The sequence below is a fragment of the Virgibacillus tibetensis genome (genome assembly GCF_036026595.1).
Taxonomy (GTDB): domain Bacteria; phylum Bacillota; class Bacilli; order Bacillales; family Amphibacillaceae; genus Virgibacillus_P; species Virgibacillus_P tibetensis.
Genome location: NZ_JARZFX010000019.1, coordinates 1 through 18,298 on the forward strand (window position 1 = coordinate 1; position 18,298 = coordinate 18,298).

General features: G+C 33.7%; 24 protein-coding genes and 2 pseudogenes. 4 read left to right on the top strand and 22 right to left on the bottom strand.

The window, feature by feature from the left end:
* The 14 genes and pseudogenes from QGM71_RS19705 to QGM71_RS19770 form a co-directional block, all read right to left on the bottom strand.
* Nucleotides 1-488: GNAT family N-acetyltransferase (locus tag QGM71_RS19705; protein WP_327609274.1), on the bottom strand; the 488-nt coding region annotated here is incomplete at its 3' end.
* Nucleotides 489-833: 345 nt separating this feature from the next.
* Nucleotides 834-2,066, bottom strand: coding sequence for an MFS transporter (locus tag QGM71_RS19710; protein WP_327609275.1), 1,233 nt, complete (start codon nt 2,064-2,066; stop codon nt 834-836).
* 108 nt (nt 2,067-2,174) lie between these two features.
* Nucleotides 2,175-2,744, bottom strand: coding sequence for a DUF2087 domain-containing protein (locus tag QGM71_RS19715; RefSeq protein WP_327609276.1), 570 nt, complete (start codon nt 2,742-2,744; stop codon nt 2,175-2,177).
* A gap of 213 nt (nt 2,745-2,957) precedes the next feature.
* Nucleotides 2,958-3,311: a VOC family protein gene (locus QGM71_RS19720; RefSeq protein ID WP_327609277.1), complete on the bottom strand. Its 354-nt coding sequence runs from the start codon at nt 3,309-3,311 to the stop codon at nt 2,958-2,960.
* 167 nt (nt 3,312-3,478) lie between these two features.
* A complete protein-coding gene (locus tag QGM71_RS19725) occupies nt 3,479-3,655 on the bottom strand; it encodes a hypothetical protein (RefSeq protein WP_327609278.1) in 177 nt (58 codons plus the stop codon).
* Nucleotides 3,656-3,786: 131 nt separating this feature from the next.
* Nucleotides 3,787-4,515, bottom strand: coding sequence for a metallophosphoesterase family protein (locus QGM71_RS19730; RefSeq protein WP_327609338.1), 729 nt, complete (start codon nt 4,513-4,515; stop codon nt 3,787-3,789).
* Between the two features lie 165 nt (nt 4,516-4,680).
* The gene (locus QGM71_RS19735) at nt 4,681-4,914 is read right to left on the bottom strand and encodes a DUF4306 domain-containing protein (RefSeq protein WP_327609279.1); all 234 of its coding nucleotides are present in this window, start codon (nt 4,912-4,914) and stop codon (nt 4,681-4,683) included.
* Nucleotides 4,915-5,067: 153 nt separating this feature from the next.
* Nucleotides 5,068-5,589: pseudogene (locus QGM71_RS19740) on the bottom strand (N-acetyltransferase family protein).
* 75 nt (nt 5,590-5,664) lie between these two features.
* Nucleotides 5,665-6,228, bottom strand: coding sequence for an NUDIX hydrolase (locus QGM71_RS19745; RefSeq protein ID WP_327609280.1), 564 nt, complete (start codon nt 6,226-6,228; stop codon nt 5,665-5,667).
* A 127-nt stretch (nt 6,229-6,355) separates the two neighbouring features.
* Nucleotides 6,356-7,150 (bottom strand): phosphotransferase family protein, encoded by a 795-nt coding sequence (locus QGM71_RS19750; protein ID WP_327609281.1) that lies wholly within the window; start codon nt 7,148-7,150, stop codon nt 6,356-6,358.
* Between the two features lie 113 nt (nt 7,151-7,263).
* On the bottom strand, nt 7,264-7,818 hold the full coding sequence (locus QGM71_RS19755) for a GNAT family N-acetyltransferase (protein WP_327609339.1): 555 nt from the start codon (nt 7,816-7,818) through the stop codon (nt 7,264-7,266).
* Between the two features lie 167 nt (nt 7,819-7,985).
* Nucleotides 7,986-8,375, bottom strand: coding sequence for a hypothetical protein (locus tag QGM71_RS19760; RefSeq protein WP_327609282.1), 390 nt, complete (start codon nt 8,373-8,375; stop codon nt 7,986-7,988).
* 301 nt (nt 8,376-8,676) lie between these two features.
* Entirely contained in the window at nt 8,677-9,198 is a 522-nt protein-coding gene (locus tag QGM71_RS19765) for a tubby C-terminal domain-like protein (RefSeq protein WP_327609283.1), read from the bottom strand.
* 250 nt (nt 9,199-9,448) lie between these two features.
* Nucleotides 9,449-9,796 carry a VOC family protein gene (locus QGM71_RS19770; protein WP_327609284.1) on the bottom strand — a complete coding sequence of 116 codons (348 nt, stop codon included), beginning with the start codon at nt 9,794-9,796 and terminating at the stop codon, nt 9,449-9,451.
* A gap of 112 nt (nt 9,797-9,908) precedes the next feature.
* On the opposite strand from QGM71_RS19770, the gene QGM71_RS19775 reads away from it, so the two are divergent.
* The gene (locus QGM71_RS19775; protein ID WP_327609285.1) at nt 9,909-10,424 is read left to right on the top strand and encodes a TetR/AcrR family transcriptional regulator; all 516 of its coding nucleotides are present in this window, start codon (nt 9,909-9,911) and stop codon (nt 10,422-10,424) included.
* 485 nt (nt 10,425-10,909) lie between these two features.
* Here the strand turns inward: QGM71_RS19775 and QGM71_RS19780 are convergent, their stop codons facing one another.
* The 6 genes and pseudogenes from QGM71_RS19780 to QGM71_RS19805 form a co-directional block, all read right to left on the bottom strand.
* Nucleotides 10,910-11,092: a hypothetical protein gene (locus QGM71_RS19780; RefSeq protein WP_327609286.1), complete on the bottom strand. Its 183-nt coding sequence runs from the start codon at nt 11,090-11,092 to the stop codon at nt 10,910-10,912.
* A 191-nt stretch (nt 11,093-11,283) separates the two neighbouring features.
* On the bottom strand, nt 11,284-11,478 hold the full coding sequence (locus QGM71_RS19785; protein WP_327609287.1) for a hypothetical protein: 195 nt from the start codon (nt 11,476-11,478) through the stop codon (nt 11,284-11,286).
* 278 nt (nt 11,479-11,756) lie between these two features.
* The gene (locus QGM71_RS19790) at nt 11,757-12,779 is read right to left on the bottom strand and encodes a DUF5050 domain-containing protein (RefSeq protein WP_327609288.1); all 1,023 of its coding nucleotides are present in this window, start codon (nt 12,777-12,779) and stop codon (nt 11,757-11,759) included.
* Between the two features lie 158 nt (nt 12,780-12,937).
* Nucleotides 12,938-13,353: pseudogene (locus tag QGM71_RS19795) on the bottom strand (IS1595 family transposase); the annotation flags it as partial.
* An 85-nt stretch (nt 13,354-13,438) separates the two neighbouring features.
* Nucleotides 13,439-13,699, bottom strand: coding sequence for a hypothetical protein (locus QGM71_RS19800; protein ID WP_327609289.1), 261 nt, complete (start codon nt 13,697-13,699; stop codon nt 13,439-13,441).
* Nucleotides 13,700-13,832: 133 nt separating this feature from the next.
* Entirely contained in the window at nt 13,833-14,540 is a 708-nt protein-coding gene (locus tag QGM71_RS19805; RefSeq protein WP_327609290.1) for a DNA alkylation repair protein, read from the bottom strand.
* Between the two features lie 313 nt (nt 14,541-14,853).
* Here QGM71_RS19805 and QGM71_RS19810 point away from each other — a divergent pair, with 313 nt between their 5' ends.
* Nucleotides 14,854-15,396 carry an NADPH-dependent FMN reductase gene (locus tag QGM71_RS19810; protein WP_327609291.1) on the top strand — a complete coding sequence of 181 codons (543 nt, stop codon included), beginning with the start codon at nt 14,854-14,856 and terminating at the stop codon, nt 15,394-15,396.
* Between the two features lie 148 nt (nt 15,397-15,544).
* Nucleotides 15,545-15,814, top strand: a complete 270-nt coding sequence (locus QGM71_RS19815) for a DUF1292 domain-containing protein (protein ID WP_327609292.1) — start codon at nt 15,545-15,547, stop codon at nt 15,812-15,814.
* 89 nt (nt 15,815-15,903) lie between these two features.
* On the opposite strand, the gene QGM71_RS19820 is transcribed toward QGM71_RS19815, so the two are convergent.
* A complete protein-coding gene (locus tag QGM71_RS19820) occupies nt 15,904-16,374 on the bottom strand; it encodes a DinB family protein (protein ID WP_327609293.1) in 471 nt (156 codons plus the stop codon).
* Nucleotides 16,375-16,592: 218 nt separating this feature from the next.
* On the opposite strand from QGM71_RS19820, the gene QGM71_RS19825 reads away from it, so the two are divergent.
* Nucleotides 16,593-17,519 carry a prenyltransferase gene (locus QGM71_RS19825; protein WP_327609294.1) on the top strand — a complete coding sequence of 309 codons (927 nt, stop codon included), beginning with the start codon at nt 16,593-16,595 and terminating at the stop codon, nt 17,517-17,519.
* A gap of 368 nt (nt 17,520-17,887) precedes the next feature.
* Here the strand turns inward: QGM71_RS19825 and QGM71_RS19830 are convergent, their stop codons facing one another.
* Nucleotides 17,888-18,088, bottom strand: coding sequence for a hypothetical protein (locus tag QGM71_RS19830; protein ID WP_327609295.1), 201 nt, complete (start codon nt 18,086-18,088; stop codon nt 17,888-17,890).
* Nucleotides 18,089-18,298: the final 210 nt, after the last annotated feature.

Consider the following 18,298-nt stretch of genomic DNA (forward strand, 5'->3'; position numbering starts at 1 on the left):
TCATCTGAATATGTTTTATTGTAAAATAAAGACTGACGTAAGACACCTTCTTTTACAAATCCCACTTTTTCATAGGCTCTAATTCCACGTAAATTATGGCTAAATACTTCTAACTGTATACGATTTAATTTGAGTTGTACAAAAACAAAACTTAGAACTATTTTAATGGCTTCTGTACCATATCCTTTTCCTGTTAATGAAATAGAAGCCATTGATATTCTGAATCCCGCTTTTTTGCTTTCCTCATCAATATCTAAAATCGATAACTCTCCAATCATTTCATCACTGCTTTTTAGACAAATAGCAAAATCATAACGACTTGAATCATTATTTATATTCTTTATATGTGCCTTAATTTGCTCCAAAGAAAAACTAGGATTAGTCCCTGTCATATAACGTATTTCTTTATCTAGTGTATTTTCTAACATAATAGAAGCATCTGACTCACAAAGAGGTCTTAGATATATTCTCTCGCTTTCTAATCTCATTTTGACTTTCTCCTCATTTCTGTTATTCAATTTATTGTTTGAGTAAATGGACTTACTCTTACTTTGATATTACATTAATCTATAATGCTGTGATACACCAAGAACAATTTATAAATGTTTTATCCCCAACACAATGCAATAAAATGTATCTACACTAACCTGCTACGTTCGTAATAGGAAAATAGTATTGCCATTTTTTCAGTAATGCACCAGTTACTGCAATAAGGCAGTTATATAGAACTGCAATTCATTAAGTTTTATTGGAGTTATTTCTTTGTACTACTAATCACCTCTAAATAAATGCACAACAAATTGAGTCTGGTACAGAGTATCGTCATTATTTTCCTACAAACTCCTTCTTAGTTTCCTTTTTTCATGAAGTAAATCAACTTGTAAAAATAAAATGGCGTATATTATTGTAAAGATAATATACGTAATCCCCACAAGGAAGCTTAAAGCCCTTGGTTCGAAAACTTCTAATAGAAATCCCGCTATTCCCATTGAAATCCCTAATGTAGTATTGGATATCATTGTAGTCAAACCGAAAAAAGTACCATGCATTGATTTCGGTACGATTTTCATAGTAATTGTAGATAAGCAGATGTTACTTATTCCTCCAACAAACGTAATAAATAATACAGTTAACAGGGCTAATGTAAACGATGGAACAATACTTAATAGCAGGTGGCCAATCCCCTCAAATGCAATAAATATAACAATAAGTGTAACTAACTTTCGCTTAAGTAGATTAGAAAGGAATGAACTTAGAACAAACCCTAATCCTAAAAAAGCATAAATAAACCCTACACCTAAATCTTCCATTTGAAAAACCTCTAATGCATATACACTCATTAGCACATTATCAATGCCGTTAGCCAATGGCATAGTCAATTCGATAAAAAGAATTACGATTAATGCAAAAGAGCCGAAAATCAGCTTATTTGCTGATTTTTTATGAGTAGTTATTTTTTGGTGTTTTACATTAATTTTAGCTTTGGATGTTACCGGCATTGAAATTTTTGATAGAAACAATGCGGATATTAGGAAACTTATGCCATCTAAAAGAAAAGGAATATGTAATCCAAATAGATATGAAATAACTCCTCCAGAACTTGAACCGAAAACAAGAACACCGCCTACCATAATTTGTTCAATTGCATTAACATACAATAATCTATCCTGTTTAACAATTGCAGGTATAGATGCCATTCTGGTCGGGGCATACAATGCCTCTCCTAAAGCTAAGCAAAATGCACTAATAAATATAAACCACAATTGCTCTGAACCATGAACTAAAATAGGAGACACAGCAAATGGAACTCGAATCACATCAATCATCATTAATAATTTCTTCTTTGAAAATCGATCAGCAAGTATTCCACCCAAAGGTGCCATTACTAAAAAGGGTACAAGGCGTATTGCAAAGTAAAGCCCAATTGCAGAGCCTGAACCAGTTAGTTGATAGAGTAATGTAAGAGTTGCAACTTGAGAAAATCTATTTCCTATTCCACTTGCAGTGCCGGCCCAAAACAACTTTTGATAACTTTTCTCTTGCTTCCACACTTTCCAGTTATTCATATACCCACCTCTAATTCGATAATTATCTAATTAGTTTTGTAAGAAAAACCTTGACTTATTAGATAACCAGAAGTCAAGGTTCTGACTGTACTATAATCAATGTTGTACTTAAATCAACCACATTTCCTTTGGATTCAATTCATACTCTCCATTTTGTCTATTCATAAAATGACACATGATGAACTCACGTCGTATGGTTGCATAATCCTCATGAAACTGTTTAATATATTCATTTATTTCTTTTTCCTGATAATTACGACCTATTTTTAAACCCTTAATAAGATGTTCTAACACTACGAGCTTTTTCTTGCGTTGGGCAGGAATGTTTTTCAGTTTGCCACTATCATCAAAGAAATTAGTAATGATTTTGTATTTTTCATCTTTTGAAATATTTAATGGTTCCATTTCCTCACCTCGAATCTGTAAAATCGCAGTGGCCATAGATTCAAGTTTTTTCTCATTTAAATGAAAATAGATAGTGTTTTTATCACGACGCTGATAAATGACATCAATTTCTCGTAACTTAGTAACGTGGTAAGAAATAGTAGGTGGTGTCAATCCTAATTTCCCGGCCAGTGCCTGCCCGTGTAAAGGTTCCCCCTGTAATAAAGCGATAATTTTTATTCTTGTTTTATCTCCAATCGTTTTATGAAAATTTACTATCCTATCTAGCTGCATTAAAGGCACCCCCGAAAAATATCTAATTAGATCATAATCTAATTAGATATGTATTACAATAGTTAAATGTACGAAGTGTAGGTGTGAAAAGTATTTGGATCTGTATTCCTCATAAATTGCTCAACTTCCCAAAGGCAATATCATAAATTTAGAATAGAACAAGACGATCAATTTTGATCGCCTTGTTCAACTAAAGCACCCGTTAGCTTAATATTAACACTCGCAAATCATTAAAATATTTCCATCAGGATCTTTGAAATTAAAATAATGGTTATGCTGAATTTCTGTAATTAAATTAACGCCCTTACTACTCATAAAATGAAATGCTTCTTCGATGTTTTTTGTATTTAAGTGGAATGCTGGTATTTTAAATATTTTTTCCTCTGAATAAATCTTGCTGTCTAACACAATCTCTGTACCTTCCGTAGGTATAACGTAAAGATGACCAAACTGAATTTCTCCATCTGTTTTTAGCCCTAAAATATCACAGTACCAATCTCTCGCTTTCTCTATGTTGCTTACTGGGATAAATACTGTTCCGATTTGATTTAAAATAGGATTATCCATAAAAACACCCCTTTAAATGATCTTATTAAATATTCTATATTATTAATATAAAATCCTGCTTCTTTAGCAAAAAAGACCGCCATTATTACGATCTCATTGTTGTATTAAAGCACCCTAGAGTTGAAGATGAAAAAGACTTTTGTTAAACAAACGCCCCCGATTGAAAATTATTGGTCTGTCTTTTGTTTTGGTATAAAGTTACTAGCAATTAATATAACGATACCAATAATGGCTAGTGCCCAACTTATATAATTCATTGGTATAAAATTAACTATATTTATTGCGTCCACCGCCCCAATTGCAAAAATTACAGTACCAAGAAACCTAAGAGTATTTTTATTCAATATAGTACCTCCTTAAAAACTCATGATTATTAAAAATTTCTTCTTCTTAAATAATGTTGTCCCTATCATAAATTCGATAAAAAGGTGTTTTTCCTTCTTTTAGGATGGCACCCGTTTGTTGAATAGGATTATTAAATTTGATTTCCGTGAAAAACTTGTAGGATAAAATCACGTTCAGGTACTTGTAGCCCATGATAAGACTCTAAAAAAGAGGAGTTATCATATGTTGCTTCTTCGAGATATACGTCTACTTTGCTATTTTCTATCCTAACAATTGCATAAGGTGCTGTTGGTTTATGATTACAACCAAGCGAGCCAGGGTTTAAATAAGTAGTTTTATTTCCTTTGAAATAATGAATTGGATGGTGATGCCCAAAACAAATCAAATCTTCATTATGACCTTTAAATAAGTATTCTAAGTTACTAACACTCGGTTTAACTATTGAACTAAACGGGTCTTTACTTATGTGTTTATTAATTTTGCTGTATTCAATTTGGTAATGAATAAATAAAATTGAATAACCTTCTATGTTTTTCTCTATTGTTCGAGGTAATTGGTCTAATTTTGGAATAAATGATTTATCCATTCTATCTAATATCCATTGATGATGTTCTTTAACATGAGAATGGCTTTTAGGATACCGTTGACCTTTTGCTAAAGCTAATATACCTTCATCGTGATTCCCTGTTATCATTGACGTATCGGCTCTTGAGAATAAAGTTTCTAACACTTCGTTTGAATCGGGACCTATTCCAATCATATCGCCTAAACAATATATGTGATCAATATTATTTCTATTGTCTATTTCAGAGAGCACCGCTTTTAATGCAGATGCATTACCATGAATATCAGTAATTATTGCAAATCCATAATCTTATTTACCCCCATTAAAAAGAACGTCGAAAGAAATTCTCTTATTTCACTAGTGCACCCATTAGTAAAAAAGTAAGTATTTAATTTACAAGACTTTTTCTTCTATGACGGAACTTATTACTTAACCAAAAAGTAATTAAGCCAATCATTCCTAACAACGATAAAGCACACAACACACTATACTCATCATTGGTGTGTATTTAAAAGCGTAGATAATCTTATCAATTTCATAAATCTGTTGTGGATTAGTAGCTTTTTCAGGCGTGAAAACGATGTGACTCTTCCAATTTTCTTCAAGCATAATGTATGAACCTGTCCAAGTAGTTGCAAAAAAACTATATGCAAATACAAGTAATAGAAGAATAAAAATAAGTAATTTCTTCAAATTAATCCCCCCTTAAAATATTCTCTCTCAGCTTTAGTAAAATTGTTGGCTTATTATGTTATGCCTTCTTATATATATTCAACAATAAAAGGTGCTAATCCTTCTTAAAGGATTGCACCCTATAGCTTAATAAGGATTTAACTTTTTAGAGGATTATACTTTCTCAATAACATCGTCGATATTTTCCCATTCATAAATTAGTTCATTTAGTATTTTTCCACCAATTTCAATTTGAACTCTCTCAACTAATTTCGCACCATAATATTCATAAAAGTAACGAGTTATGTTATCCTCAAGGACTTCAACTAATATCTTTTTATAACCCAATTGTTTAAAATGCTTAAATAATTCTTTAAGCAACTACTTTCCTATTCCCTCACCTTGATATTCCTCAAGCAGGTAAATAGACGTTAGATCTCCTGTATTATCTTCCTTATTCTCTTGCCTTTTCCCTGCAGTTCCGAAACCTATTATTTGGTTCATTTCATTCAAAGCAACTACAATATAATTTGCTTCATCCGCAATATTACGTTTCCATAATTCTGTTCGTTTTTCATAAGATAACTTGTTTAAAAAGTCACTTGGGATAATACCTTTATAAGTCGTTCTCCAACTATCGACGTGAACTTTTGCAATGCCTGCTGCATCATCTAATTTTGCTCTTCGTATCAACAAATACACATCCCCGTTAATATAGTAAATTCGACAATATGAGGTGCTTCTCCTTCTTTAAGGATTGCACCCGTTTGTTCAATTAGATTGAAGGCTTTTTGCAACAAGAAATTCCTTTGCCATATAATAGGCATATGCAGTAAATAATTGTGTTTTTATTTGGCTTTGTTTTAATGCTCTTCCCATATCCTCAAAATCATACAAATGAACTTCTATTTCTTCGGTATCATCCAAGTCTTGTTCAAATTCTTTAAAGGCATCAACAATGAGAAAAGTGATAACTTTATTTGTTTGAGTAGCTGGATTAACCATGAATTCACCCATTTTTATCGGTTTAGTCTTTGAGATATATCCTGTTTCTTCTCTTAATTCTCTTAATATCCCTTCCTCATATGACTCGTTTTCTTCAACTATTCCAGCAGGAATTTCTAAAAAGAAATCTCCTCCTGCGTAACGATATTGTTCAACAAGCACAACTTTATTTTCTTTTGTAATAACTATTGCGTTTACCCAATCTGAGTATTCATTAACATAATACTCATTGATAATCAGCCCATTCGGAAGTTGACATTTATCCTTTCTCAAATTACCAAATGGTGTTTTAAAAATGTATTCTAAACCCAATGTTTTCCACTTCTCCACCTTATTTCTCTCCTCTATTTTTATATTCGTACTTCAACTAACCTGCCCCTTTAGATTATAGATTCAACAAAAAAGGTGCCTTATCCTTCTTTCAGGATTGCACCCTTTAGCTGAAGAGGAGCTATGTTTAAAAAAATTCATATAGCCCGTTAGCAAAATAATCATAATCATCTTCACCGATTATCTTTCCGCCATAGCCTTCAAAAAAGATTTCTTTATCTCTTTCATTTTCAAAAGCATTTGGTTTAGGGCGAATAGCTAAAGATACATCATACCTGGTATCTCCATATGCTCCACTACTCCAATCAATAACTCCAGTAATTACTCCATTTGAAATCATAACATTATCTATCGTAAAGTCTCCGTGAATAAGGGTTTGTTTATATTCTTTTGGTTTCTTTACTATCATTCTTTCTAATAACTCTTTAGTGCCGTCAACCATGTAATTATTGAAATTATATTCTGCTTCAAACAACATTTGTTCAAGCCACGGTTGTTTCATTATAAGTTCCTCGGGACAAGGAGTTGAATGAATTTTAGACAAGATTTGACCAAAACTAAATATGATTTCTTGTCGTTTTTCATTGTCATATTCATTAAACAAAGCCATCCTTATAGTTTCTCCCTCTATAAATTCTAAAAGAGCCCAGGATTCGCAATTATTATCTCTTTCTATGAATTTCTTTACTTTTGGTACTGGTAATTCTGTCTTATTGTTCAAGCTGTTTAAAATAGATACCTCCCTTTTCAACATTGAATTAAATAGTTTTCCCTTTGTCCTTTTAAGTGCAAAAGTTCTTTGGTCACTTTCAATTATTCCTAAATTAGATGTATAGCCTTGACGTGGAAAACTTATAGAAATTATCTTATTTAAGGATTGTTTAATCTCAATCGGAATTTCATCAATATGTATTGGTGGCAATTGTATCTCCCCCTTAAGCCTGTTCTTAAACTGCACTGCCCCGTTAATAATAACTTCAACAAAAAAGCGATAATCCTTCTTGGACTATCGCACCAGTTTGTTGAATAATCAATTCACATAGTTTTCTTATGCCAAGTTAGAAATTTTTCTTTTTCTATAACATTTAAAAAACACTTTGAATTCACTTGAGACTCTAACTTCTTATGTTCTTCTGGAAAATCATTTTCTACAAATAATGTAATATAAGGTAACTTTTCTTGTGCTTTTTGAGAGCGAATATTGTCTACTTTCGCCCCAGCGAATACATAGTCTAAACTCAATTCATTAAATGCAGTATAAAGTATTTCTGCCTTTGCTAATTGATTATATCCCTTACCCCAATATTGATGACCTATCCAAGTACCTATATGGCAGAATCTCTTTACTTTATCAATTTCTTTAAGAGTAATAACCCCGATAAGTTTCTCGTCTTCATTTAATATACACCTTGAATATTGTTTTCCTAATTTTTCTTGTTCAATAATAAATTCAATAAATCCTATAGTTCCTTCTAATGTTGTATGTTCTTCATTAAGTCCTAAAGAATCCTTTACCTCTGGGGTTGAAGATAAAAATGACATTTCCTTCGCATATTTTAACTGTTTTGGTACTAATTTAACTTTTCTAATCCCAAATACCCCCTTATCCTTCTTAAACTCTTCTGCCCCTATACTTCAACAAAAATGGTGCAATCTCCTTCTGTCGCTTACTCTCTCCAAACGGATTGAGATATACTCCACCTAAATCTCTCATTTAATTTTAGGAAAAACATAATTTTTTCATTTTTGTTCTCTGATTAGTTATTAGTAATATGTCTTTTAATTCCTATAATGCCAGCTAATACTATTCCAATAGATCCTAGGCCAGTTATATATACACCGATACCCCTGTCCCAATATATTCTAGTAAATGGATTAAGAACATAACTAAATTCAATGTAGGTACGTAAAACAAGATAGAAAGACAAAGCACCAATAAGAAGAAATAAAATTGATATAAATAAGTCTTTATTTTTTACAAAATACCAAAAAGCTAGACTTATTAATAACAATGTATGTATGATTGCACCATATATAGTTTGAATTCCAATTTTATTGCCTTCTATCGTCTCAAGCCAAGGTAACATAACCCCAATAAACGTTATTATAACGCTAATTACAAATGTTCTTCTTCCAAAACTAAACAAATATCTTCCCTCCCTATACTAATTGAACTGAAGTATTTTTCTTTTTTAAAGCCAATATATTCTTCACGATTTACCATTATTAAAATTAATCTTCCCGTTCGTTTTCCAACATTGTTAGTTAATCTCCTTTTATTAAAACACCAGAATTATTTATCAAAAGTCAATTCCTTCTTCAACAATCCAGCCCCTTAGTTAAAAAAGTAAAATCTGCTGCCACACGATCTCATTTTTAACTATCGCACCAGATAGCGAAATAAGAAACAATCCCCAAGAGCTGGTTTATTTAAAGATACCAACAAGTTTAGACTCCAATTTCAAACAAATGAAGTATACATATTATTGCTGATTCTGATAGACTACTCTCTTTCATAAAAGTTATATAGTTTTTTCTCGGTGGTAACTTTCCACTTTCCTCCATAATAACAATCGGCTCGGAATCCTCATATAAAGTTGTTTGTTTCGTATTAGCTTTTTTAGAAACTATGTACTTTCTTCCGTCTAAATTAAATTCTAATATTCTTTCAGTCATTTTGAATTTACTCGCATCAGTCAGTATTAACTTCTCTTTATTTGCTGAATCCTTTAGAGACCACTTCCGTTTTGCAACCCCAATATCTTCAATTTTTTCAAGCTCTGAGCCTGCCATATTCATTATAGATACATTTATAAACCAAGTCGTAAAATGTAAGGCTAAAAGTTTTTGCCAATATTTCTTATGATACTTTTGTAAAGAATAGACTACTTTCCCTTCATTGTTTATTACACCAATCTCAATGTTTGATGTTATTCTTGTTGGCACATCATAGCAAAAATCATACTTCAATTTTTAAGCTCCCTTTCCCCTCTTAATTGCTTTCTATTTTGTAATCTATATATATTTACGAATGTCACTGTAGTTTGGTTTCACTTCAAAACTCTTGTTAAAGAAACCTGCCAAATAGCACGAGAAGCGATTGCTCTTATTGTGCTATTGCACCAAATAGTTCAACAAGAAGCCAATTCTAAATCTAGTTCTTATGTTAAAATTTCTAAAAAGAAACGGTTTCACCTTCAAGGGTGAAACCGTTCTTCTTTTAGATTTTTTCTTCATTTGTGAAATCAAGTATTCTAATGGGATTTCCTGAGATATCTTTGTAAATTGCATAGCGACCCGGCGGAATATCAACTGGTGACTTTATAAAATCTAGATTATCTATATTTCGGTTATAAAAATCATCCACATTATCCACTAAAAAAACACCGCCAGGCAACAAATCATTTTCTTCATCTTCAATCATCAACCTAACATCTGAATCAGGTAGTTGAAATGTTACAGTATGATCTCCTTCCCGCCAGGCTTCTTTAAAACCGAGCGCATCACGATAAAATGCAGTAGATTCTTTAATATTCTCAACCGGGTGATACAAAAATAATAATTTCATCAAACGTCCTCCTATATATGATTTCCGTAAATCACTTATGTAGTACATAATGTAGTTATGTATAACATAAACAATTTACGTACAGCTGTCAATATGCTAAAATGAATTTATGATGAAAGAATGGATACCTATACCAGGCTCAAGTAAAGATAAAATACTTAAAGTTGCGTTAGAGGAATTTGGAACTAAAGGCTACAAAGGAGTCAATATCACCGCATTAGCCACTAAAGCCAATATGACAACAGGTGCAATTTATCATCACTTTGGATCAAAAGCAAACCTGTATGAAGTTATTAAAAATGAAATGGAGCAAAGAATCGTTGATAGAATGGAGGGAGTTATTTCAGTTTTTGAACAACCTGATCAAGGGTTGGAATCCGCGCTTATTACAGCCCTAAAATTCGCTGTAGAAATAAATATATGTAAATTATTAAGCGATGAAGGTACAAACCTGACACCAGATAAAATTACCAAGTATTTATCTGGATTTGATATAAATAACCATATGCCAATTAGTATAGTATTAATTTCTTCTTGGCGATCTATTCTGTATTCTATTTCGGAAAATATAATAACACTTGAACAAGGAATAGCGTTAATCAAGTGGATATTTAATAAGAGTGAATAAATTTTTAAGACATGTTTTCTTCAAAATAAAAATTTTTAACAAAAGGGCCTGATTCTTAATGAATCGGTCCTTTTGTTAAAGCTCAGTTTTAATTAAGATATAAATTCAGGGTTGTTGTAATAAAGATAGGTAAGGGTTTGAAGTTATCACCCCCTACCATACGACCGACTTTCACCGCATATGGCGTTCTAACTAATCCAATTCATTCAAAGAGTTTTATAGAGCGAAATTTATACTTTTGTTTGAAGTTAATTTTAACTTCTTACATATTTAATAATTCCTCTTTCTATTTCCTCGAAACTCTTTTGCCGGATAGATCAACAGTCTTTTATTTAACATTTACATAATATTCCTAACATTATTAGAAACAAAGATAATCAAATTCTGATTGCCATATTCAACTCTTGCATCAAATTTTGGAGGTTAAATATATTTCACAAAGACTTCGGACCTCTTATGCGTTAGTCTGCTTCATATTATAATTTTTAGATTTGGATATTTTGAAAAAGTGAAATGGTCAGTATTAGTGTTGATAAGGAACCTGCAGATATTAAAGTTATTATTTTTCGCCCGTTCTTCTCTTTTGAAGATTTTACAAGCTCTCGGAACACCGCAATCCAAATAACAATAGAAACTATAGCTACTATGGTAATAATATCTGTAGACATATTGGGAACCTCCCCTTAATTTATATTTTATCTGAATTTTAACGTCCCGTTAAAACACCAGTTATATTTATCCCTGTACCTTATATGTACAACCTAGAAAAATAGAAGCTTTCTATAAAGCAAAGGGACTCCCATTTAGGAAGTCCACTGCATGCCATAACGCCTCTGTTAAAGGATGATTTTACTTTATTCTAATCCCTTGTTTTGGAGCCATGATTGTCGTCATCGGTATCTCTCTCCGTCTTGTTGTCAGCAACAGCACCTGCAGCAGTACCAAATGGGTCGAGAGCAGAAGCTATGGTATCTCCAGGAACAACACCTACACCACTTCCAACTGTCTTGCCATCATCGTTATCGTCACGTTTGCGTTTGTTGATATCAGCCATCTATTTCACTCCCTCGTTTTGTATAGGGAAGTGCTATTGTTTTAACAGCACTGTCCTGTAACATATTTTGTCCAATAGCTACAAATTTACGAGGAGAAATTAATGAACAGCATTTGTAAAATTTTTCTTCCTTCAATTCTTCTGCCATGTTATCTAGAGAAAGACCATCGTATATTGATGATCTCCTTATTGTGTTAAAGTTTCCTTGTTAGCTTACTATTAAAGTCCTTCATACAATTTACTTACCAATATTCCATCTAATAAGTCAGTTTTTATGTTCAATCTCCAGTGATTTGAATTAAATCTTGTTTATCAGGTGTATAACGATATACGCGGGAAGGTTTGTCTGCTCCCCAATCGAGTAAAAAGAGTGTTTCATCGATAATATTAATCCAATTCCAGTCTTTATTTCCTCGATAAAGCTCCATTTTATTTTCGCCATTAAGATTCATTCGGTATAAAACTGATTCTTTAGGAGCAAGTGTAGAATAGTATATATAGCCTGCTTTATCATCAATGATATGTAAATCCCCCTTTGCGAGTGCTTCTACACGACCATCAACCAATGAAAGTCTGAATATATTTGTAGAAGCATCTTCAGTATAACGGATCCCAAACATATCATCACGGTTTTCAAAATAAATCCAGTCATCAATCACAATGAATTCGGTCGATGATATTTCGATGTCGTCTATTGTCCTTAACTTCTCCTTATTACTCCCAGAAGGTCGCATTTTATACACGTGTCCACCAGAAGAAACACCGTAATAGAGCCATCCTTCCGACCATTGAAAGTTTGTAATCGAATCATGAACTAACTGAACTTGTTCTGATCCGTCAATCTTAGTTCGATATAATCCACTTTTTTCTCTGTCATCCTTTAAATATAAACTATAAAATATATAGCCATTAACGATAATCGGACTATTTATATGATGGCTAAGTATTTGCTCAATATCCGTGATGTTGTCTTTATGTATTCGGTAAAATCCGCTGCTTCCTTCAAAATCGGAACTATGAGAAGCGAAGTAAATATAATCTCCATAAAGATTCAACCCACGTGCATAAGTATTTTCATACGTTTCTTTTACAGTACCATTCGTTCTAGTTATATTATGGTTGTTTTCACCATCAATATAGTATAACCAGTTTTTGTCTTTGGCGATGAAACCAAATTGAACAGAATTGAGGGGATAATTCCCTATGTTATATGGAGGCTTTACCTCAAATTTTGGCTGGTTGCAACTACTCAACACTAAGAGAAAAGTTATTATAACAATTGTGGAAATGCCTTTTTTCATAGTAACCTCCTTTGTATTTATTCTTTAAAAATATGAAAAAATATATGTTCCAAAGTTTTTATCTTTATACAACTCTTCTGCCCTGTTAACTGAATAAGAAACAATGTTTATATCGTGAACTTAGATAACCTAAGTGTATCGTAGGCTTTAAGTCATATTCGGTGGTAATTGTTGATATTTTGGATGTGATAAAGCCCCTTTGTACGAACCTTACCATCAGACTTGAAATGATAAATATCCATACCTTTTTTAGCAGCATATGTTTTAAAGGTACGCGCCAAGAATCGGTACATAAAATATTGTCTTTAGATATCTTATGCCCGATTTCTTCATCTAATTGCTTTTTGTTAATCTACCCATCCCTTCCCTAACGTTCGAGAGTAGGTTAGCTTATCTCGGTCTCTTGCACTAAAACGCATATTTTTTCGTTGCTTATACCTCGTTTGTTTATGGAACCACCACATTTGCGGAACTTTCTATCTTTAATCTTTCTTCTGCCTTTTTCTAAAGTATTGGAAATAGGTCTCGTCCATTTCACGATACCTTCGAAATTTGATATTTCCATTTGTTTTAATCTTCCCGTTTAATTTACTACATACTATACAGGCGAATTCTCCCTTTTCAGTATTAAATTATGTTCAACCCGTTTATATAAATCCCTATTTGATACTGTTCTTGTTTCTTATGAACTTTTTCGGAATAAAATAAGCTATTGTAGCAGATAGAAAGGCAAAAAATAATGTAATTAAAAAATGACTGTTACTACTTTTAATAACCACTTCTTGAGATAGATTACCATTCGCATTCCAGGCCTCAGTTATATCTGGAGTATACATAAATGTAAGGAGCATTCCAGATAGAACCTGGAATATTGAAAATAATAATATAAAACTAATAGCAAAGATACTATATTTTTTCATTGTCGACATCCCCTATTATTTTACTTCTATACGTTACTACGTATTTAGAAAGAAAGGAGTTTCACTATTCCACTAGTCTTCAAAAAAAGAGCGTTAATCCTTCTTGGATTAACACCCCTATGTGAAGTTAATTTTAACACCTTACATACTTACGTTTGAAACCAAGTCTCCCTCTATCAATTTGTTTTTGAATACTTTCGTAAGCGTTTAGAAAACTACTTTTTTTATTGTTACTTTTAACTTCTACTATACCTACTTCCTTTGCAATATCGACTGCTTTTTCATGTAGGGGCAAATAGGAAACACCCACGGTATATTGAAAATTATTCATAGCGGACTTCGTTCGTTCTGGCGAGTCATGAATCAAATCCTTCACCATATCAAGCATATTGGAAATCTTGCTTTCGGAAAATTCATTGTCCTGGCGATTCCCTAAAAGCCAGCAGTAACAACTCCAGCCCGCTGACATTCTCAGCTCATCACCTCTAGAAATCCACTTATCAGCAACGTCTTGTGCAATATCTGACTCTGATAACGTCACTGCCACAACAAAATCAGACAGCATATAAAAATACGCTCCGTCCATCCAACGATTAAAATCCGATTCCGTCATGGCTTTTGGGTCTGCAATAATGCCTGCAAAGTACATTGCGTCGTAGTTTCCTGTAGCATAATGTTCTTCAGCTAAACGTTGATTTATTTTTATTTTCTTTGCAATTGGTTTCATAGCACCTGTAGTCACGCCAAAGAGCGGCTCGTTCGCACCATTGGATATGTGTATTTTTTTAGTTCGTTCCTTACCGAGAGCTTCAAGCTCCTGCATAACTGTTTTGAAATCCATAGTTATGCACTTCCTTCCTTATTGCAACCAACTAGTTATATGTTTTTCCATTCTCCCATACTTCTCCATTTTACCATAAGCATACTTTTCCAGGAAAAATCCATAGATACCAGTCCTTTACAAGCGAATTAGTTGCATTAAAATTCAGAATTAGATACCATTCCCTATAAAATGTGCAGCCTAGTAAAATAAACTAGCAGCGACGAATCTGATTGAAATGATCACATCAGTGGAATAGTATTCATACAACTGTTCAGGTACTATAACGGCGTGTTATGCTATGTAAATACGAAGATATTGTGAGGTTATAATCATGAAACTTGTCGGGATATCAGGAGCACTGGCTGGGGAAAAGACTTCTCTAGCTGTAAACGACGTTTTGGTTGCGGCCCAACATAGTGACCCATCCATACAGGCAGAGTTAATTGACTTAAAAGAGTATGAGATAGAATTTGCTGTTGGTGCCCCATTAGCAGATTACAACGAGGATACTTGGGATGTTGTTAATAAAATTTTGTCTGCCGATTTTCTTGTATTTGGTACGCCAATTTATCAAGCATCCATTACGGGCGCATTAAAAAATCTGTTAGACCTTTTACCTGAAAATGCCTTCAAATATAAAGTAACAGGAATTGTAGCAACAGGATGGTCTGAAAAACATTTTCTAGTAACCGAATATCAATTAAAGCCAGTCCTTTCTTATTTTAAAGGATTAATTCCCACGGGTAACGTCTTTATCCATAATGATTCCTTTAACGAGGAAAGTGAAGAAATCACAGATCGTTATGTTTCCGAGAGGATTCAAAAACTGGCCGATGAAATGATTTATTTGCAACGGGGGATTAATAATAGATAACTGCAGACTCTATTTATGATACTTTTATCAAGTCAGTAACTTACCATTTTGATATTGAAAAAAGCAACTGGCTTAATTCTTCAGTATTGAAATCATATTTAAAGGAAAAATAATAAAGAATGCATCTACAATAGGAGGAATAATTAAAATGGATGAAATCGAAGTTGGCGAAGTTTTCTCAATAAGTGATGAAACAGAAGAAGAACAACAAGTTGAAGTTTTAGCAAAGGTTACATTAGAAGGAACTGACTATGTGGCTGTCAGCTTTCTAGAAGATATACAGGATTTACAAGAGGAAAGTGACGATGATATTGATCTTTTTTTCCTCAAAATAGACGATGATCGTGATTTATCAGCTATTGAAACGGATGAGGAATTCGATAAAGTTTCAGAGGCGTTTGATGCAATTTTAGAATAGGAATGAACTAGTGGTGAGGTACTATAGTAAATATAAATGTTTTAAGGGAGCGACTTTAATAGTCCTCCCTTTTTCACTTATACAAGCGTCTACTTCAGTTCATTTGGATGCTTCATAAAAAACGGCAGCTCTTTAGCCCCGATTATGCGGACGTATGTAAATAATTGGCCTTTATGATGAATCTCATGGTCAATTGCATTGGAAAGCCAATAACTTCCCGGAGCCCTATCTGTATTAAACGCAACTTCAGAAGTAATTTGTGTTTTGGTAAGTCCCTTTATTTCCCTCTTTGACATTTCCGTATACTTTTTGACAATTTCGCGGACATCGCTTACTGTCTTATAATCCTTTTCAACTTGTGGCGGGGTAAATTTCCCATTACTAACTGTTTTGACAAACATATCCATCGCAGTGACAATATGAACCGCCAATTCACCAAGCGTATACGCACCATCCCATGGTTTAAAATGAATATCTTCGTCTTCAACCAATTCCAGTAAATCATTGATAACCAACCTGTGTTTTAGCCATCCGTCCACTACTTCGTCCATTGTACTCATGTGAAAACCTCCTGATTTGGATTCTTCCTGCGTCTACAATATTTACCATCTACGCTATAATCCTACCTAATAAAACCTTCTAAAACAAATGATATATTCTATATTATCAGATAAAATATATTTGCTTCACTAGTCTAGTTTTATAAATCATAGCTTCATATTTCACTGGCTAGGGTATAGTATGAGATTAATATAGTAGATAAAGGAGTTAAAGAAAGATGAATCAATCCTTCCTGGCACCGATTAAAAATAGCTGGATTTTATTACGGTCAATAGCAGTAACCTCTTCAAGCGTTACGACAATTGTTTCTACTGTGCTACCTCTATTCCTGTATTATTCTGTCGCTAATGATAAGTTGCTCTTCATCTTCCTTTTATTATTTTTTGGCGCCTTCCTGATTCATGGAGTTCTTACGCACATGTTGAATGACTATGTGGACTATCAATCAGGAACAGATCAGAATAGCCCAGCAATTTTGTCCGGTGGAAGTCGAGTTATTCAAACTGGAATTATTTCTGCTTCCACACTTTGGCTGCTTGGGAAATGGCTGATTTTTTCACTTAGTGTAATTGTCATCGGATTACTCGTATTTGGTTACTACAAAGTCGCGCTATTACTTGCGATCGGAATATGGGGAGCAATTTCCTATTCGCTCCCTCCATTACGACTCAGTTATCGCCCCTTTATTGGCGAATGGCTATCTATGTTCCCTTCTGTTTTCGTACTTGGGCTGGCTGGTGCCTGGCTGACGTTGGACACAATTCCGGAATGGGCACTGCAAAACGCAATCATCAATGCTTTATTTTGTTTAGCCTGGGTCATGGTTCATCATATACCAGACCGAGAGGCTGATAGAATGGCTGAGCCTATTAAAAGAACAAGTGTTGTTTGGGCTATGGAGAAATTTGGACCTGCGTTCAGTCGTCTTCCCGCTCTCTTATATTTCGCTATGACGGGACTATGCGCCGTATGGCTTGGAACCGATCGTATTTGGGCAATGATTGGAACGTTAGCTGTGGCAGGAAGTGCCCTTTTCCTAGTCCTAAAAATGCAAATAGAAGATCATGATCAAGTTACGGCATACGAAAAAATCATACTTATACTAGCGATGATCAATGGTGTTTGGCTTGGTATTTTTATATAAAATGACCTAACTTGCCGGTAAATGCGGTAAAATTAGCCAAGTCCTCACTTAGGAAAGTAAACCCAGTAAAAATCTGGCCTTCATCTGTTTAAACGAGGCGAATATTTTGTGTAACGGCCACTTTTTTTCGCAGAGTGAAATTCGAAAGTTCCTCTTCTGATATCCATTTTGTTTCAACAGGTCGATTATCCATGATAACTTTATTGGCGATTGTCTCTACGCGAGATATTTCTTCTTCCAAAAGGTGCTCTACTTCAAGGTCGATCGAGCAAACTTCCGTACCAAGATGGAAGCTAACTGTTTGATAGTCATATTCCTCATCCAGTGTAACTCTCCAGTATATTCATTATGTACCTGAGCAGGTTCCTCTATATAAAGTCGGACCTCCCCACATCGAGCACATGTAAACCATTTAGTGTTCCAGTATCGTGAGGTTGGTCCCCACCAGTAGGGTAAAAAGCTGTTTGATCTAAGACAATACGTCCTTGCTCATCCCTATCTGACCGCTGTAGGCTGGCTGTAAAGAGTTGCTTGTATGGGTCCTGATTATATAATTTTTTGGTTACCATAAATGTACTCCTTTATTTATCGTCTCTAGTATCATGTCTGGCGCGAGTTTCCTTAATAATTTCTTGGTTGATCTAGTTTACCATACATGCTCTACCCCCAAAACAAGGATATCACTCCCCGCCCTGGCTTCTTTACAACAATGTGTAATGTATTGGACAATTAATCCTGTAAGCACCCACACTAAACTTCCTCCTACTTCTATTTCCTCG